Origin of the sequence: Kribbella polygonati (genome assembly GCF_050320105.1) — a bacterium.
GTDB lineage: Bacteria > Actinomycetota > Actinomycetes > Propionibacteriales > Kribbellaceae > Kribbella.
In genome coordinates, this window is sequence record NZ_CP190129.1 from 1,401,755 (window position 1) to 1,419,105 (window position 17,351).

Annotated in this window: 21 protein-coding genes; 13 read left to right on the forward strand and 8 right to left on the reverse strand. The window is 69.6% G+C overall.

Translation table 11 applies throughout. From position 1 onward, the window contains the following. Positions 1-98 precede the first annotated feature (98 nt). Complete coding sequence (locus ACQHIV_RS06630) at positions 99-686, forward strand: GNAT family N-acetyltransferase (RefSeq protein WP_427892563.1); 588 nt, start codon at positions 99-101, stop codon at positions 684-686. 71 nt (positions 687-757) lie between these two features. Here ACQHIV_RS06630 and ACQHIV_RS06635 read toward each other — a convergent pair whose 3' ends face one another. Further along, a complete protein-coding gene (locus ACQHIV_RS06635; RefSeq protein WP_427892564.1) occupies positions 758-1,486 on the reverse strand; it encodes a VOC family protein in 729 nt (242 codons plus the stop codon). Positions 1,487-1,601: 115 nt separating this feature from the next. Here ACQHIV_RS06635 and ACQHIV_RS06640 point away from each other — a divergent pair, with 115 nt between their 5' ends. Continuing rightward, positions 1,602-2,573, forward strand: coding sequence for a helix-turn-helix transcriptional regulator (locus ACQHIV_RS06640; RefSeq protein WP_427892565.1), 972 nt, complete (start codon positions 1,602-1,604; stop codon positions 2,571-2,573). 182 nt (positions 2,574-2,755) lie between these two features. Beyond that, a complete protein-coding gene (locus ACQHIV_RS06645; RefSeq protein ID WP_427892566.1) occupies positions 2,756-3,553 on the forward strand; it encodes a MarR family winged helix-turn-helix transcriptional regulator in 798 nt (265 codons plus the stop codon). On the opposite strand, the gene ACQHIV_RS06650 is transcribed toward ACQHIV_RS06645, so the two are convergent. Beyond that, positions 3,547-4,080: a DinB family protein gene (locus ACQHIV_RS06650; RefSeq protein WP_427892567.1), complete on the reverse strand. Its 534-nt coding sequence runs from the start codon at positions 4,078-4,080 to the stop codon at positions 3,547-3,549. The two genes, ACQHIV_RS06645 and ACQHIV_RS06650, sit on opposite strands and share 7 nt — an antisense overlap. 88 nt (positions 4,081-4,168) lie before the next feature. Between ACQHIV_RS06650 and ACQHIV_RS06655 the strand changes: the two genes are divergently transcribed. The 3 genes from ACQHIV_RS06655 to ACQHIV_RS06665 all read left to right on the forward strand — a co-directional run bounded on the left by ACQHIV_RS06655 (position 4,169) and on the right by ACQHIV_RS06665 (position 7,237). Then, entirely contained in the window at positions 4,169-5,497 is a 1,329-nt protein-coding gene (locus ACQHIV_RS06655) for an amidohydrolase (RefSeq protein ID WP_427892568.1), read from the forward strand. Positions 5,498-5,518: 21 nt separating this feature from the next. Beyond that, positions 5,519-6,295, forward strand: coding sequence for a dienelactone hydrolase family protein (locus ACQHIV_RS06660; RefSeq protein ID WP_427896416.1), 777 nt, complete (start codon positions 5,519-5,521; stop codon positions 6,293-6,295). Positions 6,296-6,520: 225 nt separating this feature from the next. Continuing rightward, on the forward strand, positions 6,521-7,237 hold the full coding sequence (locus ACQHIV_RS06665; RefSeq protein WP_427892569.1) for a hypothetical protein: 717 nt from the start codon (positions 6,521-6,523) through the stop codon (positions 7,235-7,237). On the opposite strand, the gene ACQHIV_RS06670 is transcribed toward ACQHIV_RS06665, so the two are convergent. Continuing rightward, on the reverse strand, positions 7,234-7,854 hold the full coding sequence (locus ACQHIV_RS06670) for a hypothetical protein (protein WP_427892570.1): 621 nt from the start codon (positions 7,852-7,854) through the stop codon (positions 7,234-7,236). The two genes, ACQHIV_RS06665 and ACQHIV_RS06670, sit on opposite strands and share 4 nt — an antisense overlap. Before the next feature lie 487 nt (positions 7,855-8,341). Here ACQHIV_RS06670 and ACQHIV_RS06675 point away from each other — a divergent pair, with 487 nt between their 5' ends. Genes ACQHIV_RS06675 through xylA form a run of 3 tightly spaced genes read left to right on the forward strand, consistent with a single transcriptional unit; the run spans position 8,342 to position 11,876 of the window. Next, a complete protein-coding gene (locus tag ACQHIV_RS06675; protein WP_427892571.1) occupies positions 8,342-9,559 on the forward strand; it encodes an ROK family protein in 1,218 nt (405 codons plus the stop codon). Then, positions 9,556-10,719 carry a Gfo/Idh/MocA family protein gene (locus ACQHIV_RS06680; RefSeq protein ID WP_427892572.1) on the forward strand — a complete coding sequence of 388 codons (1,164 nt, stop codon included), beginning with the start codon at positions 9,556-9,558 and terminating at the stop codon, positions 10,717-10,719. Before ACQHIV_RS06675 ends, ACQHIV_RS06680 begins: the two co-directional genes overlap by 4 nt. Continuing rightward, entirely contained in the window at positions 10,716-11,876 is a 1,161-nt protein-coding gene (xylA, locus tag ACQHIV_RS06685; RefSeq protein WP_427892573.1) for a xylose isomerase, read from the forward strand. The genes ACQHIV_RS06680 and xylA overlap by 4 nt, the downstream gene beginning before the upstream one ends. On the opposite strand, the gene ACQHIV_RS06690 is transcribed toward xylA, so the two are convergent. Beyond that, positions 11,877-12,932: an epoxide hydrolase family protein gene (locus ACQHIV_RS06690; RefSeq protein WP_427892574.1), complete on the reverse strand. Its 1,056-nt coding sequence runs from the start codon at positions 12,930-12,932 to the stop codon at positions 11,877-11,879. Positions 12,933-12,986: 54 nt separating this feature from the next. Here ACQHIV_RS06690 and ACQHIV_RS06695 point away from each other — a divergent pair, with 54 nt between their 5' ends. Further along, positions 12,987-13,289, forward strand: a complete 303-nt coding sequence (locus ACQHIV_RS06695) for a hypothetical protein (RefSeq protein WP_427892575.1) — start codon at positions 12,987-12,989, stop codon at positions 13,287-13,289. Then, on the forward strand, positions 13,286-14,023 hold the full coding sequence (locus tag ACQHIV_RS06700) for a YqjF family protein (protein ID WP_427892576.1): 738 nt from the start codon (positions 13,286-13,288) through the stop codon (positions 14,021-14,023). Before ACQHIV_RS06695 ends, ACQHIV_RS06700 begins: the two co-directional genes overlap by 4 nt. Here the strand turns inward: ACQHIV_RS06700 and ACQHIV_RS06705 are convergent. Beyond that, positions 13,950-14,705: a hypothetical protein gene (locus ACQHIV_RS06705; RefSeq protein WP_427892577.1), complete on the reverse strand. Its 756-nt coding sequence runs from the start codon at positions 14,703-14,705 to the stop codon at positions 13,950-13,952. The genes ACQHIV_RS06700 and ACQHIV_RS06705 overlap by 74 nt on opposite strands. Before the next feature lie 66 nt (positions 14,706-14,771). Between ACQHIV_RS06705 and ACQHIV_RS06710 the strand changes: the two genes are divergently transcribed. Then, entirely contained in the window at positions 14,772-15,266 is a 495-nt protein-coding gene (locus ACQHIV_RS06710) for a MarR family winged helix-turn-helix transcriptional regulator (protein ID WP_427892578.1), read from the forward strand. A gap of 68 nt (positions 15,267-15,334) precedes the next feature. Continuing rightward, positions 15,335-15,508 (forward strand): hypothetical protein, encoded by a 174-nt coding sequence (locus tag ACQHIV_RS06715; RefSeq protein WP_427892579.1) that lies wholly within the window; start codon positions 15,335-15,337, stop codon positions 15,506-15,508. Here the strand turns inward: ACQHIV_RS06715 and ACQHIV_RS06720 are convergent. The 3 genes from ACQHIV_RS06720 to ACQHIV_RS06730 all read right to left on the reverse strand — a co-directional run bounded on the left by ACQHIV_RS06720 (position 15,498) and on the right by ACQHIV_RS06730 (position 17,332). Further along, a complete protein-coding gene (locus ACQHIV_RS06720) occupies positions 15,498-15,797 on the reverse strand; it encodes a GNAT family N-acetyltransferase (protein ID WP_427896418.1) in 300 nt (99 codons plus the stop codon). The two genes, ACQHIV_RS06715 and ACQHIV_RS06720, sit on opposite strands and share 11 nt — an antisense overlap. A gap of 162 nt (positions 15,798-15,959) precedes the next feature. Beyond that, positions 15,960-16,535 carry a GNAT family N-acetyltransferase gene (locus ACQHIV_RS06725; protein ID WP_427892580.1) on the reverse strand — a complete coding sequence of 192 codons (576 nt, stop codon included), beginning with the start codon at positions 16,533-16,535 and terminating at the stop codon, positions 15,960-15,962. Between the two features lie 2 nt (positions 16,536-16,537). Then, entirely contained in the window at positions 16,538-17,332 is a 795-nt protein-coding gene (locus ACQHIV_RS06730; protein ID WP_427892581.1) for an SGNH/GDSL hydrolase family protein, read from the reverse strand. Between the last annotated feature and the right edge of the window lie 19 nt (positions 17,333-17,351).

Below are 17,351 nucleotides of genomic sequence, written 5' to 3' on the forward strand. Positions count from 1 at the left end.
GGAGGCTCGGGTAATGTCCCGGATTCGACCTGTGAAGGGTCAAACCGGAGTGGACGGAGCCGACAGACGTGTGTGCAGCGGATACTGACCTTCCGGTGGTGTCGCTCTCGGACGGCGTAGTCACTCTCCGGCCGTGGTCGAGGGATGACGCCGGGTTCATGGTGGAAGCATTCGCCGATCCAGCGATTCGACGCTACAACGGGGCTCACGATCGACTCGGACGGCCTGCTCCGCCGCTGACGATCGTGGACGCTGAGGCGATCATCGACGGGTTCGCGTCGAGGTGGCAGGCGTTCGGCGCGGCGGAGCCACCATCTGGTGTTGCATTCGCGATCACGGACGCAGCTTCCGGTGTCCTGTTAGGCGGTTGCGGTGTCGATGACTGGTCGAAGGACGATGTGGCGCAGTTCGGCTACTGGATCGGTCCGACCGCACGAGGGCGTGGGTACGCGACTCGCGCGGTGGTTCTGCTCGCCCGGTGGTTGTTCGAGCTCGGCGCAGCTCGCGCCTTCCTGACAGTCGAGGCAGACAACGCAGCCTCGGCCGCCGTGGCCCGCCGAGCGGGGTTCGTGCACGAAGGAACGATGCGGGCACACAGCGTCTGGCAGGGCAAGCGCATCGACGTGATGTGGTTCGCCGCGCTCCCGCTCGAATGGCCGATGCGCGAGCCCGACGAACCAGCATGACGCGGACGCGCCCGGAGCAGGACCGCCCGATCTGGCGCGACGTCCCGAGAGAGGCATCCTCCACCGCTGAGTCAGCTTCGGTCGATCCAGCTGATTCCTCCGGGCCGATACTGCGAATCGCACAGAGTGCTGACGCCCGGTTGCCACGTGCACAGGTAGACGTGGTTGCCGTCGGGGTCGGACAGCACCCAGGCCGACGGCGCGCCCTGGTCGCTGACGAGAGTGCCACCGGCCGCCAACGCCGCATCGATCCGTGGCCGCACCTGATCTGGGTCGACCCACAGGTGCGGATGCCAGACCCGCTGGGTCGATCGAGCCTCCGCGGTCTGGAACCAGACCATCGGCAGTCCCGAACGGACATCACCGACGTCGCCCCAGTCCGCGGTACCGATGACGTGCTCCGAGTCCAGCACGGCTGACCAGAACGGCGCGATCTTGTCGTAGGCCGGCGTGTCCAGGCCGAGTTCGATCCGGGTGAGGCTGCCACATTCGAGTTCAGCACCCGCGGCAGTGACGATGTCAGTGACCTCACGGGCCAACCTCACGTCGGTTTCGGTCACGCCGCCGCCGTCACGGCTGGCCAGCCGGACGTCGACCTGGAAGGGTCGCAGGTCAAGCTCCGCCTGAGTGCCAAGGACCTCCGCAGCCTGCCCGATCGCCTGCACCAGCCGCAGCCCTTGAGAGAAGCTCTCCGTGTGGATCCGCGTCTCCAGGCCGCCTTGCCCGAACGACAGCAACAGGGTCCAGCCGTCGAGTTCTGCTGCGGCGACCTGCTGCCCGGTCAGCACCAGTGTGGTCATGGTTGGTCTCCCTCTTCCGGCCGTGATGTCCGGGCCGATTCGATCCGACATTGATGAGACCGTACGAAACAAAACTGGCCAGCCGTATGTCCTGTTTCTCTGCTAATTTGCGGTAATGCGCGCTGAGCGTTTGGTGGCGATCGCGCTGCTGCTGCAAGCGCACCGAAGAATGACCGCGCCCGAGTTGGCACGGCGCCTCGACGTCTCCGAGCGAACGATCCGCCGGGACCTGGACGCGTTGCTGCTGTCCGGTCTGCCGCTGTATTCCGAACGCGGACGCGGCGGTGGGTGGGCGCTGCTCGACGGTCCGGCGATCAACCTGTCGGCGCTGACCACGCAGGAGGCGCAAGCGCTGTTCCTGGTCACCGGGCCGGAGTTGCTGGCCGGCCTTGGGCTGGAACACGGGGTCACCTCAGCAGTCCGCAAGCTCCTCGACGCCCTCCCCGCGACCACTCGCGCGCAGGCCGACCGCACTCGGCAGGCCATCCACATCGACCCGACGCGGTGGGGCCGAACCGCACCACCCGCGCCTGCCACGCTCACACCGTTGCGGGACGCCGTACTCGCCGGAGTCCAGGTAGACCTCACCTACGCCCCACCCGGAGCCGATGCGGCAGTTCACCGCGTCCATCCGTACGGCTTGGTGTCCAAGAGCGCCATCTGGTACCTCGTCGCCGGCATGGGCGCGGGCCTGCGAACCTTTCGCGTCTCCTGGGCCACCAACGCGGACCCGACGACCGACCCCGTCGACCGGCCCGACGACTTCGACCTCATCCGGGCCTGGGAGGACGTCACCCGCCGCCGCGTACCCTGCGCGAGCAACCGTGTCGAGGTGGAGTTCCAGGTCCGCCCGGCCGACCTCGCCCGCGTCGTCACGGCGCTCTCCGAAGACACCCAACTCCGCCCAGCCGACGGCCCCACCGGAACCCCACGCCGCTTCAAGGCAACCTTCACCTCGGTCCACGAAGCCGCCTGCGAGCTGATCTACCTCGGCGAAGGCATCCAAGTCCTCGAACCCCCATCCGTACGCGCCGAACTGGTACGAATCGCCCACCGCCTATTCGCCACCCACACCCCAAAATGGTGACGCCCCGAGCCGTGCGCGATTGAGGCTCGTGCGGCCGCGGTTGAGTTTTTCGCATCCGCCGGCGGCCGGGTGTCGAACTCGGGGTGGGTTGTTCGTCGCATGGGCGAGAGGGTGTCCGTTGGGGCGCCGGGCTAGTGGAGGAGATGGTGGCGGTGGTGCATTCGCTGGTGAAGGTTCGTCGGATGTTCGGGTTCGTTGAGCCGATCGGGACTGTCACGTTTTCCGACGTGCCGACCGAGGAGTTCTTGGCTGTGGGGATGCGGAACTACTGGGACGGGTACTTCGCGGGGCGGGCGGCGCCGCTTGGGTTGGCGCCGGCTGAGGTGGTGCATTCGGTGTTCTACAACTTTGCGGACGGTGAGGTGGCGCGGCATATCCCGTGGGTGTGGGGGAAGATCACGCCCGAGGATGCGCTGGCCGTGCGGGAGCGGGGGAGTGCCAAGGCGCTTCGGCAGTTGATCGGGGACGAGCTTGCCGATTCGGCCGGTCTCGCGCGGGCCGCCGAGCTGGCCACGCGGGCGGCGTACAGTGCGCCGACCGAGGGGCGCGTGTTGTACGCCGGTCTGCGGGCGCTCGACGTACCGGAGGAGCCGGTCGCGAAGCTCTGGCATGCGGCGACGCTGTTGCGGGAGCACCGGGGTGACGGCCACAACATCGCGCTGGTCGCGCACGGGATCGGCGGGACCGAGGCGCACGTACTGGCCGCGCTCGGCGCCGGGATGCGGGCGGAGGAGTTCGGCCGGGTCCATCACCTGCCGAAGGCGCAGCTCGCCGGAGTCGTCGACGGTCTCCGCGACCGCGGGCTGGTGAGCCCAGCCGGCAGCTTCACCGAGGCCGGCCGTGATCTCAAGGCCCGGATCGAGGCACTCACCGACGAGCTGGCGGCGCCCGCGTACGACGTACTCACGGCCGCCGAGCTCGACGAACTGATCACGCTGCTGGAGCCGATCGCCGCCGCGCTGGAGGCCGCCGACTACTGAGCGGAACCCAGCCGGAGGTACAGGTCGCGGAGCAGGCAGATCTCGGCGCCGTGGTGGATGAGTTCGACGTTCGTGTAGAGGATCTTCTTCGCCATCGGTGCGTGGGCGAAGGCGGGCGGCTCGCCCTGCGGCGCGGCGAGTCCGGCCGTGCCGAGGCGGCGTACGCCGTCCAGCCAGGTCGCGTACTCGTCGTCGAGCTGCCGCAGCGCTTCGCTGGCCGTGCCTGCGTAACAGTAGGTGTCGATGTCGTTCGTCGATGCCATCCCGCCGATGAGGTGCGCCAGCCGCCAGGCGATCGTGGTGACGGGTTCCCGCTCGTGCGGCGGTTCGGCGTAGTCCATCGTGAACTCACCGCCCCCGAACGAGATCGGCGCAGAACTCTCGCCCCGACGACTCAGCGTCCAGCAGTCGGCGACCGGCTGCCAGAAGTACTCGTCGTCACTCAGCCCCTCCAACCGAGGCCGAAGCCGCTCCCGCCAATGCACGTCAATTTGATCGACAACCTCAGCGTTCCAGTCCACATCCACCCGCACGACCGTAGCGGCCGGACGGTCCGCCGGCCGCGGGTGGACCGGTGGGTTCGGGAGACTGGTGGTTCATGGGCTGGAGGTTGGTATGGGGCGGTTGGTGGTTCGGGATGTGGCGGTGCTGGTGGTGCCGGAGGTGGGGGAGTGCCGGGTTGAGGAGGGGCGGGACGTTTGGGTGGAGGACGACCTGATTGTCGCGATCGTGCCGACCGGTGGTGAGGTGGTCGGTGCGGAGGTGGTGGATGGAAGCGGGCTGTTGGCGGTGGCGGGGCTGATCAACTCGCATACGCACAGTCCGATGGTGATGATGCGGGGCGCCGCGGAGGATCTGGCGATCGAGGACTGGTTCAATCGGCGGGTCTGGCCGATGGAGGTGAATCTGACGCCGGAGCGGGTCCGGGTGGGGGCGCGGCTGGCGTGTGCGGAGATGTTGCTGGGTGGGGTGACGACGTTCGTCGACCACTACTTCCACGCGGACCAGATCGCCGCGGTCGCGGTGGAGGCGGGCATCCGGGCGGACCTCGCGCCGACGTACTTCTCGTCCACCGAGCAGGATGTGGAAGCGGCGTTCGACGTCACCCGGGAGCTGCGGGAGTTGCATCCGCGGATCACCGCGAGCCTCGGGCCGCACGCGACGTACACGGTCGACGACGACGATCTCCGGCGTACGGCGGACATCGCGCGGGCGGAGGGTTTCCGTATCCACCTGCACGCCGCCGAGACCGACGAGCAGACCCAGGCGTCGATCGACAAGCACGGGGTGACGCCGATCCAGGTCCTGGAACGTACGGGCGTACTCGACGCCGGCGCACTGATCGCCCACGGCTGCGGGATCCGCGACCACGACCTGCCGATCCTGCAGCAGTACGCCGACCGTACGGCGGTGGCGTCCTGCCCGAAGGTCTACCTGAAGCTCGCGATGGGCGAGGTCACGCCGATCAAAGGCCTCCGCAACGCGGGTGTCCCAGTAGGAGTCGGCACCGACGGCGCGGCCGTGCACAACACGCTCGACGTGTGGGAGGCGATCCGGATGGTCGCGCTCACCCAGAAGCAACGCGAGCACGACGCCGAATGGATGACCCTCTCCGACACGCTTCGGCTGGCGACCCGGGGAAGCGCCGCCGCGGCCGGTCTCAAAGGACGGGTCGGCGTACTCGAACCCGGCTACCAGGCCGACATCACGCTCGTGGACCTCAGCGCACCCCACAACCAGCCGCTCCACGACCCGCGCGCCGCCCTCGTGTACTCCGTCCGCGCCGCCGACGTCGTCACGGTCCTCGTCGCCGGCCAGGTCGTCGTACGCGATCGTGAACTCACCACGATGGACCTCCAGGAAGTCCTCGCGGACGCGAAGTCCCTCGCCCACACCCTCGTCGACCTGTCGGCAGGCGGCGCGATCCAGCACTACAACCCCTAGAGTCCTCGGCATGCTGTCCTCCTGGAAGCGCGCGCCGTTCACCGGCGGCGGCCTGACGTCGACTGTTTCGAGAAGGGCGACGGCCCGGGCGTCGTCCTGATTCCCGAGATCCCCGGTCTCACGCCCGAGGTGGCCGCGTTCGGCGAGCACCTGGTCGACGCGGGGTTCACCGTCGTGATCCCGTCCCCGTTCGGTACGCCGGGACGCCCGGAGACGGCGAACTACACCCTGGGCGTGATCGCGCGGCTGTGTGTCTCCAAGGAGTTCCGGTGCTTCGCGGCGAACGCCGAGCGGCCGATCACGAAGTACCTGCGGGCCGTCGCGACCGACCTGGCCGGACGTACGCCGGGCCGTGGGGTCGGCGTGATCGGGATGTGCTTCACCGGCGGGTTCGCATTGGCTACCGCGGTCGAGGATGTGGTGACGGCTCCGGTGCTGAGCCAGCCGTCGACGCCGTTCGCGGTCAGCCCGAAACTGCGCCGCGACCCCGGTCTGTCGCAGCAAGAACTCGACAAGATCAAGGAACGCACGCGCACCGACGGGCTGTGTGTGCTCGGGCTCCGGTTCAGCCGGGACCGGATGGCGCCGGCCGAGCGGTTCGCGACGCTGCGTGAGCAGCTGGGCGACGCGCTCGAGGTGATCGAGCTCGACTCCGGTCCCGGCAACGCCGACGGGTACCCCCGGAGCGCCCATTCGGTGCTCACCCGGGACCTGCGCGAGAGCCCGCCGAACTCGGCGTACCACGCCCGCGACCGGGCCGTTGAGTTCCTCCGTGAGCAGCTGACAGCGACAGCGTGACGACCGTCCGTCCGGAAATGCAAAGATCGCGTTGAGTAACCCCATCGCGGTGATTCGATGCCCCTGTGACGGGGGAGAGTGTCGGTAATCGGGGGTCGTTCGTTGCTGTCCGCAAGGACGGGGGCGCGGTGCGTGACGCCGCTGTTTCCCTCTGGTCCTGAGTGCCGGAACCATGGCACGATCGGCCACCGAGGTACCACAGGGGACTGGGACGAGTGAGGCTGTATGAACGGGCGGACAGCGGAGGACAGTCGGATCCCGACGAACGGGACCGCGCCGGCGAACGGATCCACTAACGGTCACGCTCCGCAATCAGGCACTTACCTCGAGCCGCCGGGCGAGTGGCAGCCCGGGCAGCGCGTCGGCGAGGTCCACCTCGACCCGCCGGAGGACGTCGTACGGCGCTCCGAGTGGCTGTCGGAGGTCCGCGACCGGCCCCGCGACCCGAACGGTACGACGCTGCGGCAGTTCAACACGCCCGTCCGGGTCGACGAGATCGCGGTCGCGGCGATGACGCTCGCCGAGGACCTGCAGGCCGCGACCCAGACGATGCCGGAGTCCGTCGAGCTGCGCCGGTTCCGGCGCGACCTGGATCACGCGGTGACCACGTTCCGGGACCTGGCGAGCCGGCTGGAGGCGACCGCCGGCAAGCTCGTCCGGCTGGCCGCGAACGAAGGCCAGGCGTGCGGCGTCGGCTGGGGCGTCTGCCCCGAGCACGGGCTGACGCTGATGAACCTCGGCGACACGATCACCTGCCATGTCCTCGGCTGCCACCGCGAGAACGTCGGCGACGTCGAGCGCTGCAGTCACCCGGTCGCGTACCGGGTCGTCGACGCGGCCGGCCCGGCGCTCCTCACCTGCGCGGGCCACGCCGTCGCCTGCCGCCTGTACTTCGACAACCCGGTCATCACCGCCACCGCCGACAGCATGGAGCTCTTCTAGACCTGCGGCGGTGTCGGACGGATCGAGGTCACCGGCGCCTGTCCCTTGAACATCCGGCCGCCGTCGGCGGTCAGCCGCAGGTAGTAGTCCGCGGAGCACGCCGTACCGTCCTCGTCGAGCGCGCGGATCCCGGATCCGGTCGGCACGAAGGCCGACGTCTCGGCGGTCTTCGCGATCTGGTTGCCCTCGTTGAACTCGTCGAACATCGAGATGTACAGGCCTTGGATGCCGACCCGCGTCAGGTTGTAGAACTGCCGCCACATCAGGTCCCCGTGCAGCCGATGCCCGGACTGCAGGTCGCCGGGGATCACACACGGCTGGTAGTCGATCCCGTGGGCGTCGCAGTCCGCCTGGTCCTGCGGGTTCACGTTGTTGTAGAAGTGGTCCGCGCCGGCCAGGTCGCTGATCCGCCCGACCATCCACGGCGACAGCATGTCGAACGCGTGGTACACGTCGAGGTACCCGGGCCGCGAGTCCTCGTTCCCCGGCAGCCAATGGGTCGGTACGCCGCCGATCACGGAGCAGCCCTGCCCTTTGAACCAGTTCACGACGTCGAGGCAGACGTCCGGCGGCCAGGTGTGGTTCGGGTCGTCGAACCCGAAACCCCAGATGCACACCACCGGCGTCGTAAATGATGTAGAACTTCCGGCCGTACTGCTCCGCCGCCTGCCGGACCTTGACGGCCATCGCGTCCCGCGTCGGGCCTTCGCCGCCCGTCGGGTTGAACCGCTGCAGCGCGGCTGTGTCGTAGCCGTTCTCCTGCATCCACTGGAAGTGCGTGTTCACGGTCTGCTGGTCGTACGACGAGAACAGCCGGGCGCCCTGCCCGTTTCCGAGATTCGGGTAGGCGGTCTGGTACGTCGAGGCGAAGTCGCGCACGTCCGGCCAGCTGACGACCGCGGTGTTCGTCGGCGACGGCGGTTGACCCCAGTCGTGGCTCCAATGCCACCACCCGTTGATCGGCGCCCCGTCCCCGGCGCAGGCGAACCAGCCCTGGTAGCCGACCGTGATCTGTAGGAAGTCCAGGGCTCCGGAGCTCTTGACTGCTCGCCTGGCTGAACTTAGTTTGTTGGATCAACAGACAAAGTCGGGAGAGGGTGCGCGATGGTGATCCGGGGTGTTGCTGCCGACCACGTCGCGCTCCGGCGGAACAACCTCTCGGTGGTACTGCGGCACGTGCACGACCTCGGTCCGCGCTCGCGTGCCCGGATCGCCGAGGAGACCGGGCTGAACAAGGCGACCGTCAGCAGCCTGGTCGCCGAGCTCGTCGAACGTGGTCTGCTCCGCGAGGGGTCCGCCGACTCCAGTCGCGCGCTCGGCCGCCCGGGGCAGTTGGTCGAGGTGGACGGTACGGGCGTCTGCGGGATCGGCGCCGAGATCAACGTCGAGTACCTCGCCGTCGTCGCGCTCGACCTCACGGGCAACGTCGTCCACGAGAAGCGCGTCCCGGCGGACGTCGCGCACCTCGGGCCCGGTACGACGCTCGACCGGTTCGCCGACCTCGTCCGCGAAGCCGTCGACGCGGTGGACGCCCGCGGCGGACGACTGGCCGGCGTCACGCTCGCCGTACCGGGCCTGGTCGAAGGTGAGACCGGTGAGCTGAAACTCGCCCCGAACCTCGGCTGGAACGACCTGTCCGTCGCGAAGGAGATGCGCGCCCGCCTCGGCGAACCGACCTACCCGCTGCAGGTGGACAACGAGGCGAACCTCGCCACCCTGGCCGCGTACGCCGAACTCCGCGAGCACGATCTCGTCCTGCTCACCGGCGCCGTCGGCGTCGGCGGTGGAGTGGTGTCCGGCGGACAGCTGCTCCGCGGCGCGCACGGGTACAGCGGAGAAGTCGGCCACATGCCGGTCGCACCCGCCGGACAGCCCTGCGGATGCGGGCGGACCGGCTGCTGGGAGACCGTCGTCGGCCTGACCGCACTGTTGCGCCAGGCAACGGACGCCGACGACCCGGTCCGGGACCCGGAGCTGGACGTCGAGCGCCGGCTGGCCGCGATCGTGGAGCGCGCCGAGGCGGGCGATGTCCGGACCCTCGACGCGCTGAACGACGTGGGCACCTGGCTCGGCATCGGCGGCGCGATCCTGGTGAACATCCTGAACCCGGCCGTGCTCGTGCTCGGCGGGTACTTCGCCGTCCTCGGCCCGTGGCTGGAAGCGCCGCTGGCGAAGGCGTTGCGGGAGCGCGTGCTCGCACCGGACGGCGGCGGCTGCCGGGTCGTCCGGTCGGACCTGGGGTTCGGGGCCGCGGTCCGCGGCGGCGCGCAGATCTGTCTGGACCAAGTATTCGCCGACCCGACACAGCTAGGAGAGTCATGACGAACCTGGGCATCGGCCTGATCGGCTACGCGTTCATGGGCGCGGCCCATTCGCAGGCCTGGCGGAGCGCGCCGCGCTTCTTCGACCTGCCGCTCGAACCCGAGATGAATGTCCTCTGCGGCCGCAACGCCGAGGCCGTCCAGGCGGCTGCCGCCAAGCTCGGCTGGAAGGCGACCGAGACCGACTGGCGCACGGCGATCGAGCGCGACGACGTCCAGCTGGTCGACGTCTGTACGCCGGGCGACAGCCACGCCGAGATCGCGATCGCCGCGCTCGAGGCCGGCAAGCACGTGCTGTGCGAGAAGCCGCTGGCCAACACCGTCGAGCAGGCGGAGGCGATGACGGCCGCGGCGGAAGCGGCCAAGGCCAAGGGGATCCGGTCGATGGTCGGGTTCACCTACCGACGGGTCCCGGCCATCGCGCTGGCGAGGCAGCTCGTTGCCGAGGGCAAGCTCGGGACGATCCGGCACGTCCGCGCGCAGTACCTGCAGGACTGGATCGCGGACCCGGAGGCGCCGCTGTCCTGGCGGCTGGACAAGGCCAAGGCCGGCTCCGGCGCGCTCGGCGACATCGGCGCGCACATCGTCGACATGACGCAGTACATCACCGGCGACACGATCGGCGAGGTCTCCGCGCGACTCGAGACGTTCGTCAAGGAGCGCCCGGTCGCGGCCGAGCACTCGGGCCTGGCCGGTACGGCGGGCACCGAACGCGGCCCGGTCACGGTCGACGACGCCGCGGTGTTCCTGGCGACGTTCCGCGGCGGTGCGCTGGGGGTCTTCGAGGCGACCCGGTTCGCGACCGGGCGGAAGAACGCGATCCGGATCGAGATCAACGGCAGCCTCGGCAGTCTGGCGTTCGACTTCGAGGACATGAACCTGCTGCACTACTACGACGCAGCGGACGACGCGAGGACCGCGGGCTTCCGCCGGATCCTCGCCACCGAACCCGACCACCCGTACGTCGCCGCGTGGTGGCCGCCGGGCCACCTGCTCGGCTACGAGCACGGGTTCACCCACCAGGCAGTCGACCTGGTCACCGCGATCGCCGACGGTACCGATCCGGCGCCGTCGTTCGCGGACGGGCTGCAGGTCCAGCGCGTGCTGGCCGCGGTCGAGGCCAGTTCGAACTCACGTCAATGGCAGGAGATTGCGCAATGAGTGACTACACGCCGTCGAGGGACGACAAGTTCTCGTTCGGGCTGTGGACCGTCGGCTGGCAGGGCGTCGACGTCTTCGGTACGGCGGTCCGCCCGGCGATGGACCCGGTCCACACGGTCGAGAAGCTGGCGGAGCTCGGCGCCGCCGCGGTGACGTTCCACGACCAGGACGTCGTACCGGACGACAGCACCCGGGACCAGGTGCTCGAGCGGTTCAAGAAGGCGCTCGCCGAGACCGGCCTGGGCGTCGAGATGATGACGACCGACCTCTTCAGCCACCCGGTCTTCAAGGACGGCGGCCTGACCGCCAACGACCGCCAGGTACGGCGGTACGCGCTGGCCAAGGTGCTGCGCAACGTCGACCTGGCGGCCGAGCTGGGCGCCACGACCTACGTACTGTGGGGCGGTCGTGAGGGCGCCGAGTCGGGCGGGTCGAAGGACGTCCGCGCGGCGCTGGACCGCTACAAGGAGTCGATGGACCTGCTCTGCGCGTACGTCCGCGAGCAGGGGTACGACATCCGGTTCGCGCTGGAGCCGAAGCCGAACGAGCCGCGCGGCGACATCCTGCTGCCGTCGATCGGCCATGCGATTGCCTTCATCAACGATCTCGCCGACCCGGAGCTGGTCGGGATCAACCCCGAGGTCGGGCACGAGGAGATGGCCGGGCTGAACTACGCGCACGGCATCGCGCAGGCGCTGTGGCACGGGAAGCTGTACCACATCGACCTCAACGGGCAGCACGGTCCGCGGTTCGACCAGGACCTGCGGTTCGGGGCCGGGAACCTGCGCGGGGCGTTCTGGACCGTCGACGCGCTGCAGGGGTCCGGAAAGTACCCGGCGTACGAGGGGCACATCCACTTCGACTACAAGCCGCCGCGGACCGAGGACGAGGAAGGCGTCTGGGAGACGGCCCGCGCGTGCATGCGGAACTACCTCATCCTGCGCGAGAAGGCGCTCGCGTTCCGGGCGGACCCGGAGGTCGCCGAGGCGCTGGCCGCGGCGCGGGTCGCGGAGCTGTCCGAGCCGACGCTGGGCGAGGGCGAGTCGCTGGACGAGCTCCGCAACGCGACGTACGACCGGGAGGCGCTGGCCGATCGCGGTCTGGGCTTCGAGAAGCTGGACCAGCTCGCGATGGAGCACCTGCTGGGTGTGCGGTAACTAGAGCTTCGCGAAGAAGGCGCGGAGGTCCTCGACGACGAGTTCGGGGACCTCCAGTGCCGCGAAGTGACCGCCGCGGTCGAACTCGGTGTAGTGCACGACGTCGAACTCGCGCTGGACGAGTGTGCGGACCGTGCTGTCGTTCGGGAACACCGCGAGCCCGGTGCGTACGGGACAGAACTCGACCTGCGCGCCCCACGCGGATTGCGCTTCGCGGTAGAGGCGTGCCTGGGAGCCGGCCGTCCGCGTCAACCAGGTCAGCGTCACGGTGTCGAGGATCTGGTCGTTGCCGATGGCACCTTCCTTGTGGCCGTAGTCGTCGTACCACTCGAGATTCCAGGCGAGCTGGCCGACGGGGGAGTCGAGCAACGAATAGGCGAGCGTCTGCGGGCGGGTGCCCTGGATGGCGGCGTACCCGGACCGCTCGTTCTGCCAGCGGTCGAGGCCGCCGAGTCGTTGCTGCTCCGCCTCGGTCAGTTCCTCGCCCCGTGGGAACACGAAGTACCCGTCGAGGTGCAGGCCGATCACCCGCTCCGGGACGAGCCGCGCGAGGGCGGGGCCGATCCGGGCGCCCCAGTCGTACCCGTGGACGCCGTACCGCTCGAAGCCGAGCTGCTCCATCAACGTGATCCAGGCGCGCGCCATCCGGTCGACGCCCCAGCCGCTGCTGGTCGTCACGCCGCTGAACCCGAAGCCGGGCATCGTCGGCACGACCACGGTGAAGTCCTCGGCGAGCGCGTCCATCACCTCCAGGTAGTCCGACGCCGCGCCCGGCCAGCCGTGCAGCAGCAACAAGGGGGTGCCCGTGCCGGCCTGCGTGTAATGCACCCGTTGACCGTCGATCTCGGTCACGAACTGTGGATACGTATTCATCCGCTTCTCGAAGCGCCGCCAGTCGTACGACGTCCGCCAGTACTCGGTCACCTCCCGCAGCCGGCCGAGCTCCACGCCGTACGACGACCCCGCGTCCGGCAACTGATCCGGCCAGCGCGCCGCGTCCAGCCGGCGCTGCAACTCGTCCAACTCCGCCTGCGGTACCTCTGCTCGAAACTCCATGCCTTCGACGGTAGAAGCAGTACCGGACGCGGGCTGACCGCTACGCTCGACGTCATGAAGTACGTTGCACGGATCGTCGAGGTGCCCGAGCACGGCATCAAGCTGGAGCCCGTCGACGGGACCACGGTCCCGGAGCAGCCGACCGAGGTGAACCTGCTCGGGATGGCGATCGCGCTCGCCCTGGGCGCGGCCGGGTACCGGCATCACTCGGAGCAGCGGGACCCGGAGTTGCAGACGCTGGACGCGCTGATCGCGGGCGACGCGATCATGCCGTGGCAGCCGGGCACCGCGGGCTTCATGGTGTGCGAGCTGAACGACGGCCGGCCGCGTTGTGAGGTTCGGGCCAGCGCGGAGTGAGCTGGCCGGACGCGCCGCCGTTGCCGCGACCGCGGATCCTGCGGCAGCGGTGGCTCGAGCTGACCTTTGTCCATTGGGCTTTCGAGCCCGCGGCCGTCGCGCACTTCTTCCCGCCGGGGACGCGGCCGGACACCTTCGAGGGACGCACGTACGTCGGCCTGGTGCCGTTCCGGATGGTCGGCACCGGACTGCCGCGCGGGCCGGGCGTTCCATACCTCGGGTCGTTCCTGGAGACGAACCTGCGGCTGTACTCCGTCGACGAGAGCGGCCGGCGTGGTGTCGTGTTCCTGAGCCTGGACGCCGACCGGCTCGCGGTGGTGGCGACGGCGCGGACCGTCTTCGGGCTGCCGTACCGGTGGGCGCGGATGTCGCATGTGCGCGACGGCAACCACCACAGCTACCACTCGACGGTCCGCGGCTCCGGCGCCCACGCGACCGTCGGCGTCGACATGGGCGAACGGATGCCGACAGGCCCGCTCGAGCACTTCCTCACCGCTCGGTGGGGGCTGCATGTCGCGCGAGCCGGCCGCACCTGGTACCTCCCGAACGTGCACCCGCCGTGGGTCCTGCACGCCGCGACGCTGACCGAGTTGGACGCCGACAGCCTGTTGCGGTCGGTGGGGCTGGAGCCGCCCGACCGGCCGCCGGATCACGTCGCGTTCAGCGCGGGCGTTCCTGCGGAGTTCGCCGTACCATCAGCTCCCCGATCAGCTCCTCCGTCTGATCGACGATGAACCCGATGCCGAGCTGACGGGCCCAGCGGTTCACTTCGGTCGCGAGCGCCGCCGATCCGTCGAGGTCGCCTTCGTCGCGCAGCAGGATCGCCAGGTGGGCCTGCTGGGCGAGGGCCGGGCGCAGGTGGCCGTTCTGCTGCAGGAGTTCGGTGGACTGCTCCCATTGTTCGCGGGCGAGCTTCAGGTCGCCGGCCGCATGCGAATGGTGCCCGAGGTGCCGCAGGGCCTGGGCTTTCGTCAGCTCGTCTCCCAGTTCGAGCGCCAGCTTGTAGTGCTCGATGGCCTCCGCGGGCTGCTCGTACACGTTGTCGGCGATCGCGCCGGCCCAGAAGCTCGCTGCGCCTCGTCGCGTGTCGTCGGGGGCGTCCTTGACGAGCGTCAGCATGCGGTCGCGGAGGTCGCCGTCGCCTGAGCGGAAGAGCGCGTCCGCGTAGTCCTTGCGGAGCCTGAGCAGGGCGAGGTCCCACGAGTCCGCGGGTACGGCGGCGAGCGCGGCCGTGGCGTGGTCGGACTGCTGCCCGAAGTCGTGGTCGACGGCGACCGCGGCGCGGGCGAGCGCGAGGGCCTGCTGCTCGGCGGGATCGCCGGACGTGGTGGCGGCGAGGAGGTCGGACGCGGCGGCCCAGTGGCCGGCGAGCGTCAGTTTGGTGGCGGCGGTGACGACGGCTTCGACGTGGTTCATGGTTCGAAGGTATTTCGATATCGAAACATTTGACAACTAACCTTCAGCTGCTGAAAAGTTCTTCGGGTGAAGGACTTTGTGGATACGCATGTCGAGTTGTGGGCGGGGGAGCTGCCCGGCCTCGACCGGGACGTCGAGGGGATCACGGTCCGCCTTCAGGTGGTGACGCGGTACCTCGAGCGGCGGCGGGAGGCGGTGCTGGCGGAGTACGGGCTGCAGCTGTGGGAGTTCAAGACGCTGCACATGCTGCGACGCGGCGGTACGCCGTACCGCGCGACGCCCGGGGAACTCGCACGACAGCTGAGGATGTCGCCGGCGGCGCTGACGAACCGGCTGGATGCGCTGGAACGGCGCGGGTACGTCGAGCGCACGCATGATCGGGACGACCGGCGCAAGGTGATGGCGACGCTGACACCGGCCGGGCGCGAGCTGTGGGAGCGGGGGATCGGGGACATGCTGCGGGTCGAGAACGAGCTGATCCACCAGCTGTCGCCGAGCCGGCGGACGGAGCTGAACGAGCTGCTCCGGCTGCTGGTGATCGCGAGCGAGGAAGATTCGTAGCCGGACGATGTCAAGTTCCGGTGGTCGGGTCCGACGTACCTGTGTAGGCGTCGAGAAAGGACAGACCGATGGAACCCCTCAACCTGATGGTGTCGCTCAGCCACTTCGCGAAGGACGGCCGCGAACACCCCCACGGCCTCAGCCAGCCCGCCGGTCGTCGTACTGACGATCGCCCGAAACCGGTCCGTGGGCGGCGGGTCTGGCGCTTCCGGATCCTTGGCTGGCGGACGATCAGCTCGTAATCACCGCACTGCGCTCCCGGCCGACCTCGACGAACCCGAACCGGCCGTACCAGGGCACCAGTTCGTCCGACGTACCGAGCGCGGCGTGGGTGCAGCCCGTCGCGGCCGCCCGATCCAGCGCCGCGGCAACCACCACGGACGCCGCACCGCGCCCCCGGTCCTCCTCAGCCGTGGCCACCGACCAGATGTTCGCCGTCTCCCCAGCCGCCACCACAGTCGCCGACGACACCAGCCGCTCCCCGTCGAACACCCCCACGATCTCCCCGGCCCCGTGGAAGGACGCGGTCAGGCCGTCCCGATGGTGCGCTCAGGAACAGTTGGTGGGCGATCTTGCTGGGGGTGCCGGTCCACCAGAAGCAGTCGGCGTTGTCGTGCTGTTCCCACGTGAACACGCCCGGTCGCTCGGCGAGGCGGCGCCAGCCGGTTACTGCGGCGTCCCAGACCTGGGGGCTCATGGTTGAGCCGGGCGGTAGAGGGCGTAGTGCATGGGGCCGTTGTGGGGGAGTTCGAGTTCGGCGATGACGGTGAAGCCGAAGGTCTCGTAGAAGCCCACGTTTGCTGGGTCCTGGGTTTCTACGAAGGTGGGGGAGTGGGCCGCGTCGGCGGCCGCGAGGCCGGGCTCGATGACGGCGTGGCCGAGGCCCTGGCGTTGGTGGGCGGGGTCGACGGCGGCGAGTGCGAGGAGCCAGGACGGGGTGCGCGGGTGGAAGAGCGCGATCGCCTGGCCGTACTCCGCGGTGAGGTCTGCCTTCGAGCCCGCGAGGGCCTTGAACTCGGCGGCGTGTGGCGCGAAGGCCTCGGCCGGCAGATCCGGTGGCAGCCAGACCGCGACCGCGCGGACGTCGTCGGTCACCCACACGCGCCCGTACGGGATCCCGATCGCCGCGACGAACAGCCGGTGGTACTGCGTGAGCCGCTCGACGTACCCGTCCGGGTCGAAGCACGCGCGGCTCATCGGGTAGTCGAGCAGGCCCCGCGTCAACGTGTCGACCGCCGCCTCGACGTCCGCGTTCGTTGCCTCACGCACCTTCATGACCTGAGCGCCGCCACGATCAGGTCGGCGACCGCGCGCATGCCGGCGGCGTTCGGGTGGTACGGGACGAAACCGCCGAGGTTCGGCGGCAGCATCGTGAACCCGGTCGTCCACGGCTCCGCCGACCCGATCGCGTGGTCACGACTCGCGGCGGAGGCGGCGACCAGGTCCGCGCCGGTCGCCGCGGCCGCCTTCGCGAACGCGGCCGCGAGTCCGTCGGCCATCATCGCGATGCTCGGCAGCTGCTCCTCGTTCAGCGGTACGTCGAGCCGCGGACGCGTCGCCGGACCGACCAGGCTGAGGTAGTCGACGAGCAGGATCCGCGCCTCGGGCGACCGTTCGCGGGCCCGCTCGACGACGGTGGTCAGCGAGTCGGTGACGGCCTGGTACGACGCGTCGTCCTTGAGGTAGCTGACCCGCGCGCGGATCCGGTTCGCGACCCGGCGGCCGAGGATCGTGGCGGGCTTCGCGATCGTGTTCAGGAAGCTGCCGCGCAGGAACGTGCCGACGTACTCGAGGTCGTTCCCGCCGCAGGTGATCGTGATCAGCGCGGTGTCCGGGGTGAGCGCGTCGAGCTGCGGCGGTGCGTCGTCCTGCCGGGTGTCGAGCAGGTGCGCGGTGGTGGCGCCGGAGTACGAGACGTCGACCAGGTCGAGGTCCAGTTCGGAGGCGACCAGGTGGGCGTAGTTGCGGCCCGAACGACCCGCGGGCGGCTCTACGATCGGGCTGATCCCCGGCCCGGCCGCGAACGAGCTGCCCAGTGCGGCGTACCGGCTGCCGGATGCGATCACCGGATCACAATAGAACGAA

Excerpts from the sequence above, each read along its gene's own strand:
- ACQHIV_RS06635 (WP_427892564.1), bottom strand. The coding sequence starts at position 1,486 with ATGACCACACTGGTGCTGACCGGGCAGCAGGTCGCCGCAGCAGAACTC.
- ACQHIV_RS06640 (WP_427892565.1), top strand. The coding sequence starts at position 1,602 with ATGCGCGCTGAGCGTTTGGTGGCGATCGCGCTGCTGCTGCAAGCGCAC.
- ACQHIV_RS06645 (WP_427892566.1), top strand. The coding sequence starts at position 2,756 with ATGTTCGGGTTCGTTGAGCCGATCGGGACTGTCACGTTTTCCGACGTG.
- ACQHIV_RS06655 (WP_427892568.1), top strand. The coding sequence starts at position 4,169 with ATGGGGCGGTTGGTGGTTCGGGATGTGGCGGTGCTGGTGGTGCCGGAG.
- ACQHIV_RS06665 (WP_427892569.1), top strand. The coding sequence starts at position 6,521 with ATGAACGGGCGGACAGCGGAGGACAGTCGGATCCCGACGAACGGGACC.
- ACQHIV_RS06675 (WP_427892571.1), top strand. The coding sequence starts at position 8,342 with ATGGTGATCCGGGGTGTTGCTGCCGACCACGTCGCGCTCCGGCGGAAC.
- ACQHIV_RS06680 (WP_427892572.1), top strand. The coding sequence starts at position 9,556 with ATGACGAACCTGGGCATCGGCCTGATCGGCTACGCGTTCATGGGCGCG.
- xylA (WP_427892573.1), top strand. The coding sequence starts at position 10,716 with ATGAGTGACTACACGCCGTCGAGGGACGACAAGTTCTCGTTCGGGCTG.
- ACQHIV_RS06690 (WP_427892574.1), bottom strand. The coding sequence starts at position 12,932 with ATGGAGTTTCGAGCAGAGGTACCGCAGGCGGAGTTGGACGAGTTGCAG.
- ACQHIV_RS06695 (WP_427892575.1), top strand. The coding sequence starts at position 12,987 with ATGAAGTACGTTGCACGGATCGTCGAGGTGCCCGAGCACGGCATCAAG.
- ACQHIV_RS06705 (WP_427892577.1), bottom strand. The coding sequence starts at position 14,705 with ATGAACCACGTCGAAGCCGTCGTCACCGCCGCCACCAAACTGACGCTC.
- ACQHIV_RS06715 (WP_427892579.1), top strand. The coding sequence starts at position 15,335 with ATGGAACCCCTCAACCTGATGGTGTCGCTCAGCCACTTCGCGAAGGAC.